The sequence below is a fragment of the Erythrobacter sp. CCH5-A1 genome (genome assembly GCF_001557115.1).
In the GTDB taxonomy this organism is placed as follows: Bacteria; Pseudomonadota; Alphaproteobacteria; order Sphingomonadales; family Sphingomonadaceae; genus Erythrobacter.
Genome location: NZ_LSKQ01000074.1, coordinates 18525 through 39062, shown reverse-complemented (window position 1 = coordinate 39062; position 20538 = coordinate 18525). Strand labels below are relative to the sequence as shown.

The following is a 20538-nucleotide window of genomic DNA, read 5'->3' as shown; positions in this document are numbered from 1 at the left end:
ATGGCGCGGGTGTAACGGGTCGTGATACGCCAATGCTACAAAGCCCTGCTATCCCGCCCGCCATGACGCCCCTGCCCGATTCCCCGAGCGCGATCCTCGTCGTCGACGACGATGCGAGCATTCGCGACGCGATCGCCGATTTTCTCGGGATGCACGGCTATGCGGTTCGCGCGGCGGAGAATGCGGCGGCGTGCGAGCGCGCGCTGGCGGCAGCGCCCGCCGACCTGATCGTGCTCGATGTCATGATGCCGGGCGAGGACGGCCTGTCGCTGTGCCGGCGTTTGGGCGCAAGCGGCACGCCGATCCTGATGCTCAGCGCGCTCGATGCCGTGACCGACCGGATCGTGGGGCTCGAGGTCGGCGCATGGGATTACATGACCAAGCCCTTCGAGCCGCGCGAGTTGCTGGCGCGGGTGCGGGCGCTGCTGCGACGCCCGGCGGTCGATCGGGGGGAAACGCTCGGTCCATCCGGCGACGCCGTGACGTTCGCGGGCTGGTGGTTCGATGTCGAGCAAAGGCGGCTGCGTTCGCCCTCTGGCAATCCCTTGACACTGACCGAGGGCGAGCACGCGCTGCTCGCCGCCTTCGTCAGGCGGCCCGGGCGCATCCTGTCGCGCGATGTCCTGCTCGACCTTGCCCGCGGGATGGATGCCGCGCCCTATGACCGCGCCATCGACATCGCCGTCAGCCGGTTGCGCCGCAAGCTCGCCGAGGCGGACCCGGCCCCGCTGATCGAGACCGTGCGCGGCGCGGGTTACCGGTTCCTTCCGAAGGTGCAGCGGGCATGAAGCGCGCGCCCAGCGCCCTCGTGTCGATCGGCGGCTTCGGGATCGCGGTGGCGGTCCTCAGCGTGACGGCGACGGCGATCATCGTCCTCGCCGCGCCGCCTCCTCCGGCGACGCGGATCGTTGCGTCAGAAGCGATCATGGCCCTGCGCGCCGAGACCCCCGGCTTCGAGCGAAGCATCGCCGCCGCGCCGCCTTCGGGTCCGCGAATCCCCATGATTGAAGGCCTGCTCGCCGCCGAACTCGGCAAGCCCGACAGTGATCTGCGGGTGACACGGCTCGACGCGGCACCCGACGTCGCCCTCAGTGTCCGGACCATGCCGAAAGAGGAGGCGGTGCGCGTGTTCGGCAAGGACCTGCCCGATACCATTGTCCTGCGTGAGCGCGACGCGGCGAAGCTCAAGGTGGTCGAACCTGCCGCCGCGACAGGGGCCTTGCGGAAGGTGCTGCTCGATCTGCCCCTGCCAGCCTATGCCGCCAGCCTGAGCCAGCCCGACGGCCGCTGGCTGGTCGTCCGGCCTGCCGAGCCGTTCCTCGGCGGATGGCAGCGCAGCATCCTCATCGCGCTGGCCGTCAGCCTGCTGCTGCTGGCCCCGCTCGCCTGGTTCTTCGCACGGCGGCTGACGCGTCCGTTTCGCGCGCTGGCGGAGGCTCTGGGCAGCGATGCAGCGTCGATCCCGCAGGAGGGCCCGCGCGAACTGCGCGAGGCGGCTGCCGCGATCGCCGCGATGCAGCAACGGCTTGCCGAAGAGGCAAACGAACGCGCGCGCATGCTCACCGCTATCGCCCACGACCTGCGCACCCCTCTCACCGGCCTGCGCCTGCGGATCGAAGCCGTGCCCGAGCCGCAACGCACGCGCATGGTGCATGATGTCGAGCGGATGCAGGCGATGATCGGCGAGGTGCTCAATTTCGCCCGCGACGCGGCCGCACCGACCGCGCTGATCGACGTGCACGCGGCACTCGAACTGATCGTGGAAGAGATGGATGCAGGCAGAGGGATGATCCAGCTCGAACCGGGCGAGGACGCACAGATCCGGGTCCCCGAGCCCGCCTTCCGCCGGGCGATCGAGAATTTGCTCAGCAATGCCGTGACCTACGCGGGTGGCGGCACGGTCGGCATCGCGCTGTCGCAGGGTGAGGTTGCCATTTCGGTGCGCGACGAAGGCCCGGGCATTCCCGAGACGGACCGGGAGCGGCTCCTGCGCCCCTTCGAACGCGGTGAAGGTTCTCGCAATCGGGACACGGGCGGGGCAGGCTTGGGGCTGAGCATCGTGCACAATTTCGCCGCGCAGCATGCAGGCGCCTTCGAGCTACGCGATACACCGGGCGGCGGAACAACAGCGATACTCCGCTTGCCGGCGGCGTGAACTCCAATCGCGGATCGGGATCGGTACAATCATGCGTTGCGCACAGATAGGGATCGAGACCAACCGCCAACTTCACTAGGGACGTGAGTTGGCCGCTTCTGGCAATTACCGTCACTCGGTTGAGTGGCGGGTAAAGACGGCTAAGTCTCAGGTCCAGTCAATCCGACCGATGGCGCCCAGGCGGATTCCGGATGATTGCCAGACCAGCTGCGCTGACCAGCGTAAGCGCGCGCAACGGCCGCTTAGACGTGCGATGCATGCCCGACCCGAGCCAGCGGCAACATTGTTTGCGCTTATGGAACTCCCCTGCGGCCCTTGGGGGGTATTGCGGGCCAGTTTAGCCCTTCCGCGATACCACCAAAATACCCCCGCATAGTCGAGCAAGAGGCGATGTCCGGATTGGGTACCGCTAACTCAAACACTTCAAAATTTTCGTAATATCAGTGACTAGGCGCCGATACCTGACGGAGGAACTCGACGCCGTTCGAGTCCCACTTTGTGGATTTTTATCGTTAATTTTCAAGTGCTTATTTTCGTGGTAGCGGAGGAGGGATTCACACGAAAAACATAAGATACTGATTTATAACAACGTTCTTGATCGTCGTGCCGATAATTCCGCTCAATCCACCCCCAATTTTACCCCTTCGCGACAGGCCGTGCCGAAATATCGACAGGCCGACATGCGCGATCCCTGCTACGCCCGAGAACGCGGCTGTTTACAGTGTGATCGCAGAAAGGACCGCAGACTATCGACAAACACCACGGTTGCACGGCCGACCTTGGCTGCCTCGATGTCGCCGGAAGCGATGAGCTGGTAGATCTTGGATTTGCTGAGCCCCGTCATCCGTACTGCGTCGGGAATGCGAACGCTTATCGGCCCAATCGGGGGCGCGTCGTCGCCATTCGTTGCAGGCTGCCGGGCCGACATCGGACTATTTCTTACGTGCCCGGCTGAACGAGCGGTCGCTCGCCAGGAAGCCGCTAAGCATGAATGGAATGAGGTCCGGTACGGACTCGCGTCGGCCGTAGGCCGCCTCATAGGCCTCGGCGTAGTCGTTCAGCGCTTCGATGAGATCCGGCATGACGTTGATCGTGATCTTAACCGGCGTCCGATCGGGCAGCCTTGGCAGCTTCAAATCAGCCATGACGGCCTCCCCAGGGTCCGGGCAATATGATGTCTTTGTGCACGACCACCCGTAGCGGCCAGCCGGGGCGAACGCGCAAGGTCGGCTGGATATTGAGATTGCGCGTGACGAGCTGATCGCTGGCGCGCGCGCCGCTCTGCTGCGCTGACTCGCGGATCGCCCGGACAAGGTCGCTTTCGGTGCTGCCGAAGCTCAATTCAGTGCCGACGCCCAGCAATGTCGACAGGGCGACGCCCTTCAGAAGCTGCCAAGTATGCCGGTCGATCCGGTCGGACAGACCCGCATAGCCCTGCGTATCGGTCGCCGGCACATTGTCGATACGAATCGACGAGCCGTCGGGCAGGATGATCCGCTGCCAGACGACCAGCGCACGGCTCTGCCCAAACGCTACAACGCTGTCGTAGCTGCCGATCAGCCGCGATCCTTGCGGAATGAGCAGACCGCGCCCGGTCACACTGTCATAGACGTTCTCCGTGATCTGCGCGGTGACGAGCCCGGGAAGATCCGAGTTGAGCCCGGTTATGAGGCTCGCGGCAATGATGCTGCCGGCCTGCAAGATCCAAGGCGATACGGACTGCGCCAGCGCGTGCGGATTGATGTCGTCGTCGCGATTGGCGCGGCCGACCAATTCGTTCTTGCGCCCCTGGGCGTTAGGATCTCGGTCAGGGTCGAGGAGCGGCTTGGCAGTCTCGGCCGATGCTGGCGGAACACTTGCATCGGTAGTCACCGGTGCAGGGGCGGCGGCGCGACCGCCGCCCGCCAATTGCAGCATGACGCCAGACTCGCGTGCGGCCTTCTGCTCAGCGGCGATGCGCTGGCGCTCGGCTTCGGCTTCCTGCGCGGCCCGGCTCACCGCATCGGCAGCGGGGTCAGGGGGAACCATCCCGCCAAGCTGCCGCTGGCGCTCGAGGATCGGCCGCCCGAGATCACCGGGAAGCGGTGGCCCGAGCTTCGGCACGTCGCCATAGCTCGTCGGCGCGCCCGCGAGCGCATCAGGCGGCGCCTTCGCGCCAACCAGCTTTTCATCGCTTGGTGCGATCAGGCTCAGGGTCGCGGGCTTGAGCGCCAGCCAGGCGACGCCGATGATCGCGGTCGAGCCGGCGGCAGCGATGGCGACGATCGCACCGCGGCGAAAACGGGTGACGCGGCCCGGCGCCGCGCGCAGAACGAGCGTTTCGGGGTCGGCTTTGGGCGCCGCGATCGGCGCGGAAGAAGCGGTTGGATCGGTCACGCGCCCCTCCCGGCCTTGCGCTGCCGGCTCTTCGGCTGGGCGGCGGTGATACGGACAATCTGCTGTTTCTTGCCGCCAAGGCGCAGCTCGGCGACACCGAACAGGCGGTCGACCACATAATAGCGGCCGGCGACGCGATAGTTGACGAGCTGGGCCTCGCCATCCTCGCCAATCACGAACAGCGGGGGCGCCTCACCCACGGCGATCGCGGGCGAGAACTCGATGTAGGTCTGCCGCCCATCGTCGAACGCGCGCAGCGGCCGCCAGGCCGGCTTGTCGCCCGAGATCGCATAGTTGAAGTTGAGGCTTTCGACCGAGAGGCCCGACGCGATCGGCGTCGCCGCCACGGCTGCATCCCGCTGACGCCGGAGCGCGATCAGCTCGTCATGTGGATAGGTCCAGGAGATCGCCGCCATCGCGGTCGCGGGCGTGCTTTCGAGCTGGAGATGGTAGGTCCGGCGATCGGTAGCAATGACAAGGTTTGTGCGTAGGCCCGCCGAAAACGGCTTGACGAGGATGTGCACGCGCTTGCTTTCGCCGATGCCGCTGGTGGTATCGCCGACAGTCCAGCGCACGGTGTCGCCGGCGGCGACGGACACAATCGTTTCGCCCGGCTGCAAGGCAATGTCGGTGATGCGCTCGGGCGCGGCATAGAGCCGGTAGAGCACGCCTTCCGCCCAGGGATAGACCTGGACGGCATATATATATCCCGCGCTCGACGGCTCGCGCAGTGCCGCCCGGTTGGCGGCAGTGACGCGCGCGGTCGGTGACGCGGGTTCGCGGCTCTGCGCAGCGGCGGGCATGGCAAGCGCCATCGCGCTCGCCGCCAGGATGAGGGCACGGATCATTGGTCGGTCCTTTCGGGGGATGGTGCGGCTGCGGGTTGAGCAAGGGTCGGATCGAGCGGCGAGCCCAGCGGAATGTCGGCGGGCGGCGCGACCGGGAGTGATTGTGCGGGATCGGGCACGGCCGATGGTTGCGGCGAAGGTGGCCGGTCCTGCGGCGTTTCCAGTTCGCGGCTCCAGTCGATCGCGTCAACATAGAGACCGAGCGGGTTTTTTCGGAGCACATCGGCCGAGCGCGGCGGCTTGATCTTCACCGTGAGCATCGCCGTCCAGCGTGACGTGCTGGCGAGGCTTCCCCGCTCATATTGCTGCTCGGTCCATTTGACCTGGAAGCTCGTATCTGACGCGCGGACGATGCTCGTCACCTGCACCGAAACCGTCTTGCGCCCGACATCGGCGAACGGATTGGAGGTGCGGGCATATTCGCCGAGGAACAGTGACGCACGTTCGGTCGCGAAATCATAGGCTGATAGCCAGTTTTCACGCATCAATACCGGATCGAGCGAGCGCGCTCGAACGCCGGTGATGAACCGGCCGAGGAACCATGCGATCTGCGGATCGGTCGGCCGATAGTCCTTGGCGGCAGGCGCGACGGCCTGTGCTTGCCCGAGTGCATCGACCTCGACCACATAGGGCACGACGCGGCTTTGCATCGATTGCCAGACCAGCGCGCCCGACAGACCAGTGGTCAGGAACAGGCCGCCGAAGGCCATCAGCCGCCAGTTCTTCGCCTGTGCGCGAGCCGAGCCGATACGCTCATCCCAAAGCTGGCCCGCTCGTTGGTAGGGTGTCTCGGGTTCGGGCGTTCGCCCATAGCGCTGCAATGCGCGTCGAAATTTCATCGCTCAGTCCCTTTCCTTGATGTCTGGAGTGGCGCCAGCGCCGCCGCGGTCGCCGCCCTGGATTGCGTGGATCGCCATCTGACGGCGGTGGCGAGCATTCTGGCTGGCATGAAGCTTCTGCGCCCAGGCGGGTGTTCCTTCAGCTGCGCCTGTCGGCGCGGCTGCGGGGGCGCCGCCGCCGGCACGGGTGCTTCCTGCTTCCCATGCGGCGCGCTGCCCACGATCGGCGGCAGCGCTAACGCCGAGACCGCCGCTCATCCGGTTGGCAGCCGCGCCGCGCATGGCGGTCGCAACGCCGCCGAGGCCCGCGCCGACGCTGGTCGAGCCCGAGGTTTCCTGCCCGAGCTTGTAGGCGGTGGATGCGGCAGACCCCATCGATGTACCGGCGCGGATCGCGCCGAGACCGGCCCCCGCGAGACCGCGTGCCGCGCCGACGGCGCCAGCGCCTGCCATCGCAAGACCTCCGCCGGCAAGCGCGGTAGTGGCGATCACCGATCCGGCGCCGAGCTGCGGCGCGCCGGCGACGAGGCCGGATGCGATTCCCGGGCCGAAGATGGAGAGGCCAAAGATCGCGAGGCTCGCGAGCATCAGCGACACGGCCTGTTCGATCGACACCTCGTCGCCGGTGATCGCACTGGTGAAGTCGGCGAAATAGTTAGAGCCGATGCCGACGATGACCGCGAGCACCATGACCTTGATGCCCGAACTGACGACGTTCCCGAGCACCCGTTCGGCGAGGAACGACGTGCGGTTCCACAGCGCAAAGGGCACGAGCACGAAGCCGGCGAGCGAAGTGAGCTTGAATTCGAGGATTGTGATGAAAAGCTGGATCGCGAGGATGAAAAAGGCGGCGATGACGACGACCCAGGCGATCACCAGCACGGCGATCTCGATGAAATTGTCGAAGAAGGCGATCGGGCCAACCAACTCCTTCGCCTGCTCGAGGAGCGGCCATGCTGCCTCGAAGCCGGTCCCGGCCAGCTTGCCGGGTCGCAATAAATCGTCAGCCGTAATCGCGCTGCCCCCTGCGGTGAGGCCGAGGCCGGCGAAGCTGCGAAAGATGATATCGGACAGTGTCGAGAAGCTGTTGAGGATCAGGGCGAAGACGCCGACATAGAGGATCTTCTTGAGGAACTTGGCGATGACGTCGTCTTCGCCGCCGAGCGCCCAGAACAGCCCGGCGAGAGTGATGTCGATGCCGATCAGGATCGTGGTCAGGAAACCGACGTCACCGCCCAACAGGCCGAACCCGCTGTCGATGTAGGAGGCGAAGGCCTCCATGAACTGATCGATGACATTCAGGTCATCCATATGGGCGGGTTCCTGCTTGAAGTTGAAAGGTGTCGCGGGGACCGGCGGCCATGAGAGGGGCAAGCCCTACGGCCCCCGCGACGAGACAGGTTCGGACCGGGGGGAGCTGGGGGCGCGGTCCTCGCCTGCCTCAGCTCATTGGCGTGGCGTGTAAGCCTTGCCGTCGCCGAGGAAGCGGCGCGTTGACTCGCGTGCCTCGCGCGCGATCTGGCCCCGCTGCGCCTGCTCGACCGATTCCGCCCGGAACTGCGCCGCCATCATTTGCTGAAGCTGGAGCTGCTGCTTGGCGGTGAGCGCGAGAAGCTGGTTCGTGGCCTGCTGCGCCTGAAGCGAGCCTTCCGCGCCCTGGCTGCGCGCGACGATGTCGGCGAGCGCCTGCGTGTCGCTCCGTACGTTGTCGACGATGCGGTTCTGGACCCCCATCGTCTGGCGAAACGCGGACATTGCGGTATCGAGTTGATCGCGTGCGCGAGCCACACGCTGATCGCGGCGGAACACCTGATCGAACTCCTGCGGGTAGAGCTGGCGGAAGCGCTCGTCGAGCTGATCGATGCGGAAGTCGACGCCCTGCGCCTGGCCCATGAGCTGGTCGATCTGCTGGAGGCGCTGGCGAAGCTCCTGAAGTTGCGGGAAATCGATCCTGGTGAGGTTTTTGCCCTGGTTGATCAGCATTTGCGCTTCGTTCTGGAGGCTCTGGATCTGGTTATTGATCTGGGCGAGCGTGCGCGCGGCGGTGAGCAGGTTTTGCGAATAGTTCGATGGATCGAACACGCTGAGCTGGGCCGCGACGGGCGTCGAGGTCAACGCGATGCCGATACCGAGCGAGCCGACGGCGCCGAGCGCGAGAGCAGAGAGGCACGCATATTTGCGGATAGGGATACGGGGCACGGGAAATTACTCCTTGTCTTCTGGGGGGCGGGCGGCAGGGTGACGCCCAAGCAGGTCGGCCGCCCAATCGAGGCCGGCTTGGGAGAGAAAGGTCGCGGCGAAGTCGGCCTGGCCCTTTTCGGCCAGCACCGCGTCTATGCGCTTCTGGCTGTCGGGATCGGACGCGCCGCACAACGCCAGCGCGATCGGGCCTAGCCCAAGCTCGAACAGCCGGTTGCCGCGCGCTGATTGCAGATAATATTGCCGCTTGGGCGTCGCGCGGCTGACCAGTTCGATCTGGCGCGCGTTGAGACCGAAGCGGACGTAGGCCGTCTGGCCCTGCGGCTCGATCGCCCGATCATTGGGCAGCAAGATGCGCTGCGGACAGCTTTCGATGATGGCCGGCGCGATCGTGCTGTCGGCGATATCGGCTAGGCTCTGTGTCGCGAACACGACGCTGACGTTCTTCTTGCGCAGCACCTTCAGCCACTCACGAATGCGCGCGGCGAACAGCGGGTGGTCGAGGAACACCCAGGCTTCATCCAGTACGAGAAGCGTCGGCCGCCCGGTGAAGCGCTCTTCGAGCCGGTGGAACAGGTAGGTCAGCACGGGCGCAACGACGCCCGCCTGCCCCATCAGCGCTTCAGTCTCGAAGCACTGCACGTCGGCGATCGCTAGATCGTCTTCGGCGGCGTCGAGCAGGCGGCCGAACGGTCCTTCGAGCGTATAGGGCGTGAGCGCCGATCGCAGCGGTGCCGATTGCAGCAGCAGCGACAGGCCGGTGAGCGTGCGTTCCTCGATCGGGGCAGTCGCGAGATTGGTGAGCGCCGACCAGACGGCCTCCTTGATCTCGGGTGTGACCAGTACTTTCTCATGGGCGAGCAGCGCGCCGATCCATTCGGCCGCCCAGGCTCGTTCGTTGGAGCGATCGATGTGGCGCAGCGGCTGGAAGGCGATCGTTCGCCCGCCCTCGTCATCGGCATGACCGCTCTCGCCGCCAAGCCCGAGCGCGTGATGCGCGCCGCCCATCGCCAGCACGGCCGCGCGCGCCGAAAATCCCTTGTCGAAGACATAGACCTGGGAGTCTGGATATCGCCGGAACTGAAGCGCGAGCATTGCGAGCAGCACCGACTTTCCGGCCCCGGTGGGTCCGACGATCAGCATATGACCGACGTCGCCGACATGCGTGCTGAGACGGAACGGCGTCGAGCCGCTGGTTTCCGCATAAAGCAGCGGCGGACCGTCGAGATGCGGATTACGCGCCGGTCCTGCCCATACCGAGGACAGCGGCATGAGATGCGCGAGATTCAGGGTGTGGACGATCGGTTGCCGGACGTTCGCATAGACATGGCCCGGCAGGCTCGACAGCCACGCCTCGACCACATTCATGCCCTCGCGGATGCAGGTGAAGCCGAGCCCGTTGACGATGCGCTCGACCGCGCGGACCTTTTCCTCGACGCGGGCGCGGTCGATATCGGCAACGGTGATCGTCGTCGTCAGATAGCCGAACGCGACATGATCGCCGCCGAGCGCCTGCAAGGCCAGGTCGGCATCGACCACCTTGTTGTCGGCATCGCTGTCGAGAAGCTGGACCGGCTGGTTGTAGATGACTTCGCGCAGCAGCGCGGTGATCGACTTGCGCTTGTTGAACCACTGCCGCCGCAGGCGAGTGAGCGCTTTGGTTGCGTCGGTCTTGTCGAGCGCAATGAAGCGCGTCACCCAGCGATAGCCAAAATCCTCATGGTTGAGTCCGTCGAGGATGCCGGGACGGCTCGCGTTCGGAAATCCGAGAATGGTCAGCGTCCGCAGATGCTGGTCGCCCAGCATCGGCTCCAGCCCGCCGGTCAGCGGCGTGTCGGCCAGCAGCCCGTCCAGATAGATGGGCGTTTCGGGCACGGCGACGACATGGCGGCGCGCGGAGATCGCACCGTGGAGAAAGGTCAGCATTTCGCTGTCGCCGAGCGCGCGCACCTCGGGCATGAAGCCTCTGAACAGGTCAAGCGCGCGATCCGTCTCGGCGATGAAGCCGGCAAGCGCTTGTCGCCAGTCGCGGCCCTTCGCGTCGTCGCTGCGCTCGACCAGCGCTCGGCCCGCCGTGTCCGCCTGATCGGGCGGAGGCAGGAAGGTGAGCGTCAGATAATAGCGGCTCTCGAAATGCGCGCCCGCGCTTTCGAACGCCGCGCGCCGTTCCTCATCGACCAGCCACGACGCCGCATCGGGAAAGCTGCTGTCGGGATAACCCAGCGCTTCGCGCCGCTCGGCCTCGAAATGGAGTGCCCAGCCCGAGCCGAAGCGCTTCAGGACATTGTTCGCCCGCGCGCAGGCGGCGACAAGCTCGGCTTCGGTGGCGGATTCTAGATCGGGGCCGCGGAACCTGAGGACGCGCGAAAAGCTGCCGTCCTTGTTGAGCACCACGCCGGGCGCGACAAGCGCCGCCCATGGAAGGTGATCGGCGAGCCGGGCGGCCTTCTGACGGTATTCGCGCAGATTCAGCATGACAGATGCCCCTTCTGGCGAAGGTGGCGAACCAGGACCGGGGCGAAGTCGGGATCGCGTTTGGCGGCGAACACCGCGAGGGTGTGCCCGAACGCCCACATGGCCAGCCCGGCGATCCACTGCTGGAGACCGAGCCCGAGCGCGGCCGCGATCGTACCATTGACGATCGCGATCGCCCTCGGCGCCCCGCCGAGCAGGATCGGCTCGGCGAGCGCGCGGTGCATCGGCGCCTCGAAACCCTCGATATGACTGCCGGAGGCGATCACGAGATGAGCGCTCCACCGCCGAAGCTGAAGAAGCTGAGGAAGAAGCTCGACGCCGCGAACGCAATCGACAGGCCGAAGATGATCTGGATGAGGCGGCGGAACCCGCCTGCTGTCTCGCCGAACGCCAGCGTCAAACCGGTGACGATGATGATGATCACCGCGACGATCTTGGCGACCGGACCCTGGACCGACTCCAGCACCTGCTGGAGCGGTTCCTCCCACGGCATGCCCGAGCCGGCGGCCTGCGCGGTGGCGGCGAGCGCAAGCCCGAGGCCGATGGCGGCTCCGGTGAGGAAGATGCTCCGACGATCAGGAATACGGGCAGGAATACGGGACAAGCGCATGGTCATTCTCCTTGGGGTTCGAGGGCGTGGTCGGGAGTAAGGTCGAGGACGGCGTAGCCGCCGTCGGGATCGAGGCCGGCGACGCGCGCGATCGTGTCGACGCGGCGCGCGAGGCCGCGCCCGGCGATGAACACGATCATGTCGATGGATTCGGCGATCAGCCGGCGCGGAACGGTGACGACGCTTTCCTGCACGAGCTGCTCGAGCCGGTAGAGGGCCGACACTGCCGAATTGGCGTGGACGGTTGCGATGCCGCCCGGATGCCCGGTGTTCCAGGCTTTGAGCATGTCGAGCGCTTCGCGCCCGCGCACCTCGCCAACGACGATGCGATCGGGGCGGAGCCGCAATGTCGAGCGGACAAGATCAGCCATCGTGACGCCGCCGGCTCCGGCAGTGCCGATCGTACGCGTGCGCAGCCCCACCACGTCGGGCGCGGCGCATTGCAACTCACGCGTGTCTTCAATGATGATGACGCGTTCATCGAGGTGCGCCATCTCGGCGAGCAGCGCGTTGGCAAGCGTCGTCTTGCCCGAACTGGTGCCGCCCGCGACCAGGATGTTCTTGCGCTCGACCACGGCCATCGACAGCAGTCGCGCCGTGTCGGCGAGCATGATGCCGTCCCGCACATAGTCGAGCAAAGTGTAGATGCGCGCCGCGGGCTTGCGGATCGAGAAGCATGGCGCGAGGCTGACCGGCGGCAGGATACCCTCGAACCGCTCGCCCGCGCCTTCGCCGTGCGGCGGCAGCTCGGCCGAAACGATCGGCGCATTGCCATGAACCTCGGTGCGCGCGTGGGATGCTACCAGACGAATGATCCGCTCGACTTGCGCGGGCTCATATTTGGTGCCGGTATCGATCCGGCCTTCGCCAAGTCGATCGAGGCGCAACACGCCGTCCGGGTTGACCATGATCTCGATGACCATCGGATCGGCCAGCGCCGCCGCGATAGTCGTCCCCATCGCGGTGCGCAGCATCGCGCGCCGACGCCCTGCGGAATTATCGGAGCCGAAAAGCGTGTCGCTCATCGCCCACCTCCATTGTCTTTCGCGGAGGCAGCAAGCGTGCGCTGGCCGCTGGCGAGCGCTTCGCCGACGCGGGCAATGAACGCCTCGAAGCGGTCTCGGCCGATCGCACGCGCCGCTTCGTCGGCTTCGGCCAAAGGGGCCTGCACCATCAGTTCATAGCGGATGAACAGCGCCAGGCTCTCGAGCAGCACATGCCCGTCACGCTCGACACGCCCCAGCGCGAGCGACATGCGATCGAGCCGCTGGCTGAACTTGTTCTCCAGCCCGCTCGCCGCCTGCCGGTTGAGCCAGGCGGTGAGCGCGTCGGTGAGGATCGCCGATTTGGACGCGCCGGGCTGGCTCGCCAGCGCCTCGAAGCGGTGGCTCAGATCTTCGGGCAGGAAGAGCTGGTAGCGGACGCGGTTGGGTTTGATCGCCGCCATCGTCAGAAGCTCGGCAGTGTGTCGCTGTCGCGACCCTGGTTGATGGTATGGGCGCGGATCAGCGTGCCGGTGGTGCCGGCGCGGTCCATCGCGTGCTTTTCGGCGACGGGATCGGTGTCGTCGCGGTCGAGGCCGAGAAGATCGAGCTGCCTGGGCGGTTCGGGCTTTTTGGTCTGTTCCTCGCCGAGTCCGGGATGGCGCTGCTGTTGCAAGCCGCCGTCCTCATCGGCTTTCGCGTCGTCGTCGGCCTTGCCAAGCCGGCTGTCAGGCGCGCGGACCAGCCCGCTCCAATCGTCGGGGCGGCCCTGCGGGCGATCGGGATAGTCTCCGGGCGCGAGCTGGGGCGGCGGCGCGATCCGCTCGCGGAAATTGCGATCCTCGTAATAGCGCAGCTTCTTCGCGCGGATCGGCGCCATGCCGGAAACGAGCACCAGTTCGTCCTTGGGCGGGAGCTGCATCACCTCGCCGGTGGTCAGGAGCGGCCGCGCCGTCTCCTGCCGGCTGACCATGACATGGGCCAACCACAGCGCGAGCCTGTGGCCGGCGTAGTTGCGCATCGCGCGCTGCTCGGTGGCGATGCCGAGCGCGTCCGAGATCCGCCGCGCCGTGCGTTCGTCATTGGTCGCGAAGGCAATACGGACATGGCAGTTATCGAGAATGGAGTTGTGCTCGCCATATGCCTTCTCGATTTGATTGAGCGACTGCGCGATCAGGAAGGCGCGAACCCCATAGCCTGCAAGAAACGCAAGGCTGGTCTCGAAGAAGTCGAGGCGCCCCAATGCCGGAAACTCGTCCAGCATCATCAGGAGCTTGTGCTTGCCCGCCTTGGCAGGATCGGCATCCAGCTTCTCGGTAAGGCGGCGACCAATCTGGTTGAGCACCAAGCGTACCAGCGGCTTGGTTCGGCTGATGTCCGATGGCGGAATGACGAGGTAGAGCGAGACGGGGTGGCCCGCCTCGACGAGATCCGCGATCCGCCAGTCGCAGCGCGACGTGACCTCGGCGACGGTCGGGTCGCGATAGAGGCCGAGAAATGACATGGCGGTGGAGAGGACGCCGCTGCGCTCGTTCTCGGACTTGTTGAGCACCTCGCGCGCCGCCGACGCCACGACCGGATGCACGATCGGCGCATCCTTCGTGCCGAGATGATTGGTGGTCATCATCCGCCGGAGCGTGGTGACGAACGGCTGCTGGGGGTCCGACAGGAATGTGGCTACCCGCGCGAGCGTCTTTTCCGGCTCGGCATAAAGAACGTGGAGGATCGCGCCGACCAGCAGGCTGTGGCTGGTTTTCTCCCAATGGTTGCGCCGTTCGAGCGCGCCTTCGGGATCGACCAGGATGTCGGCGATGTTCTGGACGTCGCGGACCTCATGCTCGCCGCGCCGGACTTCGAGCAGCGGGTTGTATTTGGCGGAAGCGGGATCGGTCGGGTTGAACAGCAGGACGTGGGAGAAGCGCGCGCGCCAACCGGCGGTGAGCTGCCAGTTTTCACCCTTGATGTCGTGAACGACGGTGCTGCCGGTCCAGCCGAGCAACGTCGGTATGACCAGCCCGACGCCCTTGCCCGAACGGGTCGGCGCGAACGCCATGATATGTTCGGGGCCGTTATGGCGCAGATAACGGCCACGCGAGCGGCCCAGGAACACGCCGGCGTCACCATGAAGGCCTGCCCGCTCGATCTCGTTCGGCTTGGCCCAGCGCGCGGAACCATAAGTGGTGACCTGGCGCGACTGCCGCGCGCGCCAGAGCGAGCCTGCGATCGCCGCGCCGCAGCCGATGAAACCGCTCGCGCCGGCGAGCGCGCCGGCCTTGTCGAAAACATGCGGCGCATAGGCATCGTAGTGATACCACCAGGGGAAGAGCGCCCAGGGACGATAGACCGGCGTGCTTCCAGCCATGAACCAGGCCGGACCAAGTTCGGGCTGGTAGGCGAGCATCGCCGCCGCCCATTGGGTCGCCGCCCAGAGGCCCGCGATCACGATTGCGAACACGACAAGGATCTGGCCGATGAGCAATTTGGTCGGGGTCACGTTGAAGCTCCCGCCCATACCGCCGGATGCGGTCGGGGCGCGGCTTCAAGACTCGGCTATGGGCCGCCCGAAATGAACGGAGCCGCTGGGGGCTGGTGGGTGACCGAAGGAGATCACTCGTCGGCGACTGACTCAATATTCCAGCTCTGTTCTTTTGATCGAGCTATGACCCGAGTTGATGATTCTGCCCTGCCGTTGTCCCTCGAGGTGGCACTGACCACCACACCGCACCGCCGATGACCCGCTACACCCTGCAAAAATCCGAGCTGCAAATTCGGGCTTGCGTGTCGGATTATCAGACATTATATCGCATTTAATGTAGTGAAATCGTGCGAGGCATGCATGGCGACAATCGCTCCTCCGAAGCCCGCGGCAACCGCGTTTCCCAAAGCCGACGCCATTAGGGCGTTGGTCGACGAACTGCTGCAAGTGGCCAGGGCTGAGGCACAGGTGCGCGGAATTGCCCTACCTCCGGAAAACCCGAAGATCATCCAGGCGCCCGTGCCACTCGACTCCTTGTCCGTGGTCGACACGCTTTGCGCGGTGGAGCAGGTCCTCGACATCGAGCTTCGCGACAGCATCGTCCGCACCGGCGGCTACAATTCGATCGAGAAGGCGATTGACGACCTCCTCCCTAAGATCGAACGCGTCTGGGTTAAGAAGAAAGGGTCGAAGCCATGACCAATCTCGCACTCCGCCAGGAAGGCGACGAGCAGGAGCGGCGGCGCTTGGGCGACCGTCTGCGCGAAGCACGGAAATATCTCGGCCTCAAGCAGGAAGAAGTTGCTGCCTATCTCAAGATTCCCCGGACCGCGCTTACCGATATCGAGAATGGCCAGCGCCGCGTTGAAGCGATCGAACTGACGCGGCTTGCCCGTCTTTACCGCCAGTCGGTGGCCTATTTTACCGGCGAAGACGAGGCCTCCGCGAGCCTTCCCGCCGATGTCGCCCATCTGGCGCGACGCGTTGCGGCCTTGTCGACTGAGGACCGGGCCGAGCTGAGCCGGTTTGCCGAATATCTCCGCTCGCGGTCTGGCGGCGAACGGAGCTGATCGATGGCGTCGGATTATGCGAGCGCGGTTCGCGCTGGTACGATGGCAGCGGGCCGCCTGCATCGCGAACTCGATACGCGCGCACTGATCGAGACCCAAGGCGGCAGCGTCGATGTCTTCGGCGCGATCCATGCCGTGGGTCTACCCTTGCTGCTTCGTCCCCTGAAAGGCCTGCTCGGCGCCTATCTCAGCGCACCTGCTCCTGGCGTTCTCGTCACGACGGAACGACCGATGAGCATCCAGCGCTTCACGGCCGCGCACGAACTCGGGCATTTTTCGATGCGACACGAGCCGAGCCTCGACGATGAGAGCATCCTGCGCCGGATGCCGATGTCGCCCGAACCGGGAAACAACTTCGAGGAAACCGAAGCCGACGCCTTTGCGATCGCCTTCATGATGCCGAAATGGCTGATGCTCGCGCACAGCGCGCGACAAGGATGGCAGATCGATCATTTCCGGCGCCCCAATGTCGTCTATCAGCTCTCGCTGCGGATCGGCGCCAGCTATGAGGCGACGTGCCGCACCCTGGTTCGCTACAATCTGATTTCGCCATCGGTGATGACCGACCTGCTCCGGACGCAGCCGCGCAGCCTGAAGGTCGATCTCCTCAAGGACTATCGGCCCGACAACTATCGCGGCGACGTCTGGCTGCTGACCGAGCGCGATGCCGGCTCGCGGATCGATGGCAGTCGCAATGATCTTTTCGTGCTGCGGCTCGAAGAACATAGCGGCGGTGGGTATCTCTGGGATCTCGACCAACTGATCGCCAGCGGCTTCGCCGTCGTTCGCGACGAGCGTGAGGCAATCGACGGCGATGGCATCGGTGGTCCCGTTGTCCGCCGTGTCACCGCGGCGCCCGATGCGCCGCGGCGCGGCCGCATGTCGCTCGACGAGCGGCGGCCGTGGCAGCCTGCGCCGGCCCTCACCAGCCTGACGCTCGATTTCGACCTCACCGGCCCGGAACAGACGGGCCTGTCGCGCGCCGAACGGCGGCACCTGCTCGAGGCCGCCTGACGCCCCATGATCGATATCGTCCGTGACCTTCGGCCGCTGTTCGGACCTGCGCGCGATCAAGGCGCGCGGCCGACATGCCTCGCATTCGCCGCGAGCGACACCCACGCCGGGCTTCGCGACGGCTGGGCACCGCTGTCGTGTGAATTCGCCTTTCATGCCGCGCAGAAACGGGCGGGCAGACCGCCGACGAGCGGCGCACTGCTATCCACAATGCTGGACGCGCTACGGCTCGATGGCCAACCCGACGAGAAAGGCTGGCCGTATCTGGCTGCGGTTCCAGCCGATCATCGACTGTGGACGCCGCCGGCGACCGTTGGCCCGCTCTATGGCCGCAACGGACAGAGGGATGGAACCGACCTGTCATCCATCCTTGCCGCGCTGGACCGTGACACGCCGGTGCTCATGCTGACGATGCTGTCACGGTCTTTCTTCCAGCCGCGCGGTGATGGCGTCGTCGATCCGGCGAACGACGAACTCCCCGAGCCAGCGCAACGGCACGCGGTCGTCGCGGTCGGGCATGGAACCGTGGACGGCATCCCGGCCATTCTCATCCGCAACAGCTGGGGACCAGGTTGGGGCTTGGAAGGCCACGCCTGGCTTACTGAGCGCTTTCTAGCGCCGCGCCTTTTCGCCACGGCAAATTTGACGGAGGAAGTCGATGTATCTTCCCATACCGCCGCAGCCTGACTGCGTTGCTGGCTGGCGCGAGGCGGTCCGGCTCGTCGACCTCGCCACCGGACACCAGGCGCAGAATGTCGTCATCTCCGTGGCCGAGCCGACTGCGCGCGCAACACTCGCCGATCCCGTCGTGGCGGAAGTCGATGCCTTCCTTTCGGGCCATGGCAAGAAGCCCATCGAGACGGTCGCCAACACGATTTTTCCGGCAGCGCTGTACAGGCGCTACGGCGCGCCGCAATTCTTCGACCGGTTTCGCGACAACGTGCTGCCGAAGGTCCGGAGGTCGGGCGCTTGGTCGGGCTATTATTTCGAACGGATGATGGAATTGCCCCGCGCCGACGGCCAGCCAATCAATCAAATCTGGGGCATCGTCGAGCGCCTGCGCAACCCGAACGTCCGAGCGCTCAACAAATTCGAACTGCTGATCTTCGACCCCGCCCGCGACGTGAATGACTCGCCCTACGGCGGTCAGTGCCTGAGCTTTGCCAGTCTCAAGCTGATCGGCAAGGGCGACGATCGTCGCCTCGGCATGACCGCGCTCTACCGCAATCACTACTATATCGAAAAACTGCTCGGCAATCTGATCGGCCTCGGCCGTCTGCTCGAATTCATCGCCAAGGAAGGCGGGGTCGCGCTGGGTCCGCTCACGATCGTCTCGACCAACGCCACGGTCGACACCGCCAACTGGAACCGCGGCGATCTTAAGCAACTCTTTGAGCGCTGCGATCAGGCGAGCGCACATCTCCTTGCTGCGGCGTGAGGCGCGCCCAACGGCAGTTCTAGCGGCTCATCGTTGTCATCCGCGACACCGTACAGGCTGAACATGCCCTCGATGAACTCGCGCTGCCCGCCGTAGCTCGGATGGCGGACCGCGGTGGTCGGAATGTCGAGACCGTCCAGCGCCAGGTGAGCATCGCGCCCGATCGCGACGATCTGGCGGGGCCGGATCATTGACACGAGGGCTTGCAATATCGGCCAGGTCGCCTCGCGCTCGCTTCGCGTGTGGCATCGGTTCGACATCGGATCATCCGCTTCATGGGGATGGAACGGGAAAACGTTCCAGAGCATGACAGGCTGACCGATCCGCTCTAGCACACGCCAGACGATCGCCGCGGTGCGCTCCGCCACGGCGGGTCCCTGCGTCGCACGTTCGAATGCGATGCCGCCCATCAGCGTACCGGCATGTCCGAGGTGAATTTCGTCGGTCAGCGGTACGCCCGTACGCCGCCCCCCGCGATAGCCGAGATCACGCGCGATCCAGATCGTTTCGACGCGATGATCAAGCGCCGCGGTGAGCAGCATTTCGAGATTGTCGCGGCGCCGGGCGGCGGCGTCGCTGCGGTCATGGACCGTGCAGCGATCGCGCCAGGGATTGAACACTGAGGGAAGTTCGGTCGCCGCCAGGGTGGACACAAAGGATTTCGGGGTCATGACGGCAATTCCTTGATACGCAGGCGGCGATTGGCGAAGTCGATCAGGACGCGGCCGCGCCGATGCTCCTGAAGGAAGCGGAAAGCCGTATAGCCCTGGAGGATCGCTTCCTCCCAAAGCCACAGCGGACAGCGTTCTGATTCGTAGCCGGCGACGAACTGGCGGACATGCTTCAGCATGTCCAGCGGAAGGCCACCGCGCTTCACGTTTTCAAAGTACCGGAGTTGCTGCGCTTGTCCGAAAATCCAGGAAGTTATGCCCTCTTCGATGAGAATCGCCCGAGCACCGTCTTCGGCGTCGTCGAGTTTCGGATCGCTCTTGCGCTTGAGACGGAGCAGCGCACGCAGCACTGGCGACCAGCCAAGCACCGCGACATAAGCGTAGTGAAAGACATCGTGGAAGCGATAGTCGTCGGGTTCGAGCGCGTTGTCGGTGAGCCGGTCGCCGACATACACACCGCTTGAGCGTTGATACACGAATGTCTGCCCGCGAACGGTGCGTTCATAGACGTCGATCGCCATCCGCCGCGGCAATTGCTCTTCTGGGTCGAGCGCCGCATCGGTCGGCGCCGGATAGATGCGCTCGCGCGGCCAGCGATCGAAGATCTTGTGAAGATTCTTCACGGCGGCAGCCTCGATGGTAACACCGGATTCGTTTGCCGCCTGGATCAACCGGCGCATGACCGCGACCAGCCGGCCCGCGAGTGCTTCGCGGTCCTTCGCAAGACCGCCCGCCTGGAAATCGTTGATGAGCAGCCCAACGTCGCCTGCCAGCGCGAGCAGGCTATGCTCGAACTGCGGCATCGGTGCCTTGGCAAGCGGAATGTGCTGCGGCTGCAGCGCATGGAAACTGAGCGTTTCGTTGCCGCCCGTCTGCCATTGTCCGCCGTTTGTCGCCGCGGCGGCAGCGATGTCGCTGAGCGCCATGCGGCTGCGCCGTGCGATCGCCGCCAGATACCAAAGGACGTCACCAAGCTCTTCCGCGACGGCGTGAGCGTAACCCAGGTAGGAGGCATCGTCGCGCTGCTTTTTCTTGGCCTCACTGAGCAAGCTGCCGACTTCGCCGAAAAGGCCAAGCATCGAGAAGCCCAGTGCGCGGCCACCGCTGCGTTGATCAGTCCGCGCGGCCTGCTTCGCATAATCCGCAACAGTGAGAGCTTCGAAATCCTCGCTCATCGCCTGCCCTTCCGGCGATCCGATATCGCGTCTGCGGGGACGCTCACGCCATAGGCTTCAAGTGCCCGCAGTACGATCATCCGGATCGGCTCGCGGGAATCGAGCGACCGTTGACCGAGATCGCGTTTCGTAACGGCAGGAATCTGCACCTGAAGATGCTCGTCGCCGACATCGGTTTGCGCTGCGATATTTTTCATGAATCCATGAAA

The 20538-nt window shown here is 65.3% G+C and carries 23 protein-coding genes; 7 read left to right on the top strand and 16 right to left on the bottom strand.

Annotated features, from left to right (window positions below):
• Positions 1-62 precede the first annotated feature (62 nt).
• Together AX708_RS03465 and AX708_RS03460 are read left to right on the top strand one after the other, a co-directional pair.
• Positions 63-788 (top strand): response regulator, encoded by a 726-nt coding sequence (locus AX708_RS03465; RefSeq protein ID WP_066531727.1) that lies wholly within the window; start codon positions 63-65, stop codon positions 786-788.
• The gene (locus AX708_RS03460) at positions 785-2155 is read left to right on the top strand and encodes a HAMP domain-containing sensor histidine kinase (protein WP_066531725.1); all 1371 of its coding nucleotides are present in this window, start codon (positions 785-787) and stop codon (positions 2153-2155) included. Before AX708_RS03465 ends, AX708_RS03460 begins: the two co-directional genes overlap by 4 nt.
• A 694-nt stretch (positions 2156-2849) precedes the next feature.
• Here AX708_RS03460 and AX708_RS21250 read toward each other — a convergent pair.
• From AX708_RS21250 to AX708_RS03400, 13 genes are all read right to left on the bottom strand, one after another.
• A complete protein-coding gene (locus tag AX708_RS21250; protein ID WP_051035681.1) occupies positions 2850-3083 on the bottom strand; it encodes a helix-turn-helix domain-containing protein in 234 nt (77 codons plus the stop codon).
• Between the two features lie 4 nt (positions 3084-3087).
• Complete coding sequence (locus tag AX708_RS03455) at positions 3088-3300, bottom strand: DUF2274 domain-containing protein (RefSeq protein ID WP_058454876.1); 213 nt, start codon at positions 3298-3300, stop codon at positions 3088-3090.
• A complete protein-coding gene (locus AX708_RS03450; RefSeq protein WP_058454877.1) occupies positions 3293-4531 on the bottom strand; it encodes a TrbI/VirB10 family protein in 1239 nt (412 codons plus the stop codon). Before AX708_RS03450 ends, AX708_RS03455 begins: the two co-directional genes overlap by 8 nt.
• The gene (gene trbG, locus AX708_RS03445; protein WP_058454878.1) at positions 4528-5379 is read right to left on the bottom strand and encodes a P-type conjugative transfer protein TrbG; all 852 of its coding nucleotides are present in this window, start codon (positions 5377-5379) and stop codon (positions 4528-4530) included. The genes AX708_RS03450 and trbG overlap by 4 nt, the downstream gene beginning before the upstream one ends.
• Positions 5376-6218 (bottom strand): conjugal transfer protein TrbF, encoded by an 843-nt coding sequence (gene trbF / locus AX708_RS03440; RefSeq protein WP_058454879.1) that lies wholly within the window; start codon positions 6216-6218, stop codon positions 5376-5378. The genes trbG and trbF overlap by 4 nt, the downstream gene beginning before the upstream one ends.
• Before the next feature lie 3 nt (positions 6219-6221).
• A complete protein-coding gene (gene trbL / locus AX708_RS03435; protein WP_058454880.1) occupies positions 6222-7529 on the bottom strand; it encodes a P-type conjugative transfer protein TrbL in 1308 nt (435 codons plus the stop codon).
• 135 nt (positions 7530-7664) lie between these two features.
• Positions 7665-8417, bottom strand: a complete 753-nt coding sequence (gene trbJ, locus AX708_RS03430; RefSeq protein ID WP_058454881.1) for a P-type conjugative transfer protein TrbJ — start codon at positions 8415-8417, stop codon at positions 7665-7667.
• A gap of 6 nt (positions 8418-8423) precedes the next feature.
• Positions 8424-10892 carry a conjugal transfer protein TrbE gene (gene trbE / locus AX708_RS03425; protein ID WP_058454882.1) on the bottom strand — a complete coding sequence of 823 codons (2469 nt, stop codon included), beginning with the start codon at positions 10890-10892 and terminating at the stop codon, positions 8424-8426.
• Positions 10886-11116, bottom strand: coding sequence for a VirB3 family type IV secretion system protein (locus AX708_RS03420; protein WP_051035683.1), 231 nt, complete (start codon positions 11114-11116; stop codon positions 10886-10888). The genes trbE and AX708_RS03420 overlap by 7 nt, the downstream gene beginning before the upstream one ends.
• Positions 11117-11154: 38 nt before the next feature.
• Positions 11155-11508, bottom strand: a complete 354-nt coding sequence (locus AX708_RS03415) for a TrbC/VirB2 family protein (protein WP_017499935.1) — start codon at positions 11506-11508, stop codon at positions 11155-11157.
• Entirely contained in the window at positions 11505-12527 is a 1023-nt protein-coding gene (gene trbB / locus AX708_RS03410; protein ID WP_058454883.1) for a P-type conjugative transfer ATPase TrbB, read from the bottom strand. Before trbB ends, AX708_RS03415 begins: the two co-directional genes overlap by 4 nt.
• Positions 12524-12949, bottom strand: coding sequence for a hypothetical protein (locus tag AX708_RS03405; RefSeq protein WP_058454884.1), 426 nt, complete (start codon positions 12947-12949; stop codon positions 12524-12526). Before AX708_RS03405 ends, trbB begins: the two co-directional genes overlap by 4 nt.
• Before the next feature lie 2 nt (positions 12950-12951).
• Positions 12952-14979: a conjugal transfer protein TraG gene (locus AX708_RS03400; protein WP_058454967.1), complete on the bottom strand. Its 2028-nt coding sequence runs from the start codon at positions 14977-14979 to the stop codon at positions 12952-12954.
• Between the two features lie 342 nt (positions 14980-15321).
• On the opposite strand from AX708_RS03400, the gene AX708_RS03395 reads away from it, so the two are divergent.
• Genes AX708_RS03395 through AX708_RS03380 form a run of 5 tightly spaced genes read left to right on the top strand, consistent with a single transcriptional unit; the run spans position 15322 to position 18483 of the window.
• Positions 15322-15660 carry a hypothetical protein gene (locus AX708_RS03395; RefSeq protein ID WP_058454885.1) on the top strand — a complete coding sequence of 113 codons (339 nt, stop codon included), beginning with the start codon at positions 15322-15324 and terminating at the stop codon, positions 15658-15660.
• Positions 15657-16031 (top strand): helix-turn-helix domain-containing protein, encoded by a 375-nt coding sequence (locus AX708_RS03390; RefSeq protein WP_017499940.1) that lies wholly within the window; start codon positions 15657-15659, stop codon positions 16029-16031. The genes AX708_RS03395 and AX708_RS03390 overlap by 4 nt, the downstream gene beginning before the upstream one ends.
• 3 nt (positions 16032-16034) lie before the next feature.
• Complete coding sequence (locus tag AX708_RS03385; RefSeq protein ID WP_082657683.1) at positions 16035-17045, top strand: ImmA/IrrE family metallo-endopeptidase; 1011 nt, start codon at positions 16035-16037, stop codon at positions 17043-17045.
• Between the two features lie 6 nt (positions 17046-17051).
• Positions 17052-17732 carry a C1 family peptidase gene (locus tag AX708_RS19680; protein WP_058454886.1) on the top strand — a complete coding sequence of 227 codons (681 nt, stop codon included), beginning with the start codon at positions 17052-17054 and terminating at the stop codon, positions 17730-17732.
• Positions 17704-18483, top strand: coding sequence for a hypothetical protein (locus AX708_RS03380; RefSeq protein ID WP_058454887.1), 780 nt, complete (start codon positions 17704-17706; stop codon positions 18481-18483). The genes AX708_RS19680 and AX708_RS03380 overlap by 29 nt, the downstream gene beginning before the upstream one ends.
• On the opposite strand, the gene AX708_RS03375 is transcribed toward AX708_RS03380, so the two are convergent.
• The 3 genes from AX708_RS03375 to AX708_RS19675 are packed head-to-tail and all read right to left on the bottom strand — an operon-like array spanning position 18450 to position 20526.
• A complete protein-coding gene (locus AX708_RS03375) occupies positions 18450-19154 on the bottom strand; it encodes a uracil-DNA glycosylase (protein ID WP_017499944.1) in 705 nt (234 codons plus the stop codon). The two genes, AX708_RS03380 and AX708_RS03375, sit on opposite strands and share 34 nt — an antisense overlap.
• Complete coding sequence (locus AX708_RS03370; protein WP_017499945.1) at positions 19151-20329, bottom strand: nucleoside triphosphate pyrophosphohydrolase family protein; 1179 nt, start codon at positions 20327-20329, stop codon at positions 19151-19153. Before AX708_RS03370 ends, AX708_RS03375 begins: the two co-directional genes overlap by 4 nt.
• Positions 20326-20526, bottom strand: coding sequence for a hypothetical protein (locus AX708_RS19675; RefSeq protein ID WP_017499946.1), 201 nt, complete (start codon positions 20524-20526; stop codon positions 20326-20328). The genes AX708_RS03370 and AX708_RS19675 overlap by 4 nt, the downstream gene beginning before the upstream one ends.
• Positions 20527-20538: the final 12 nt, after the last annotated feature.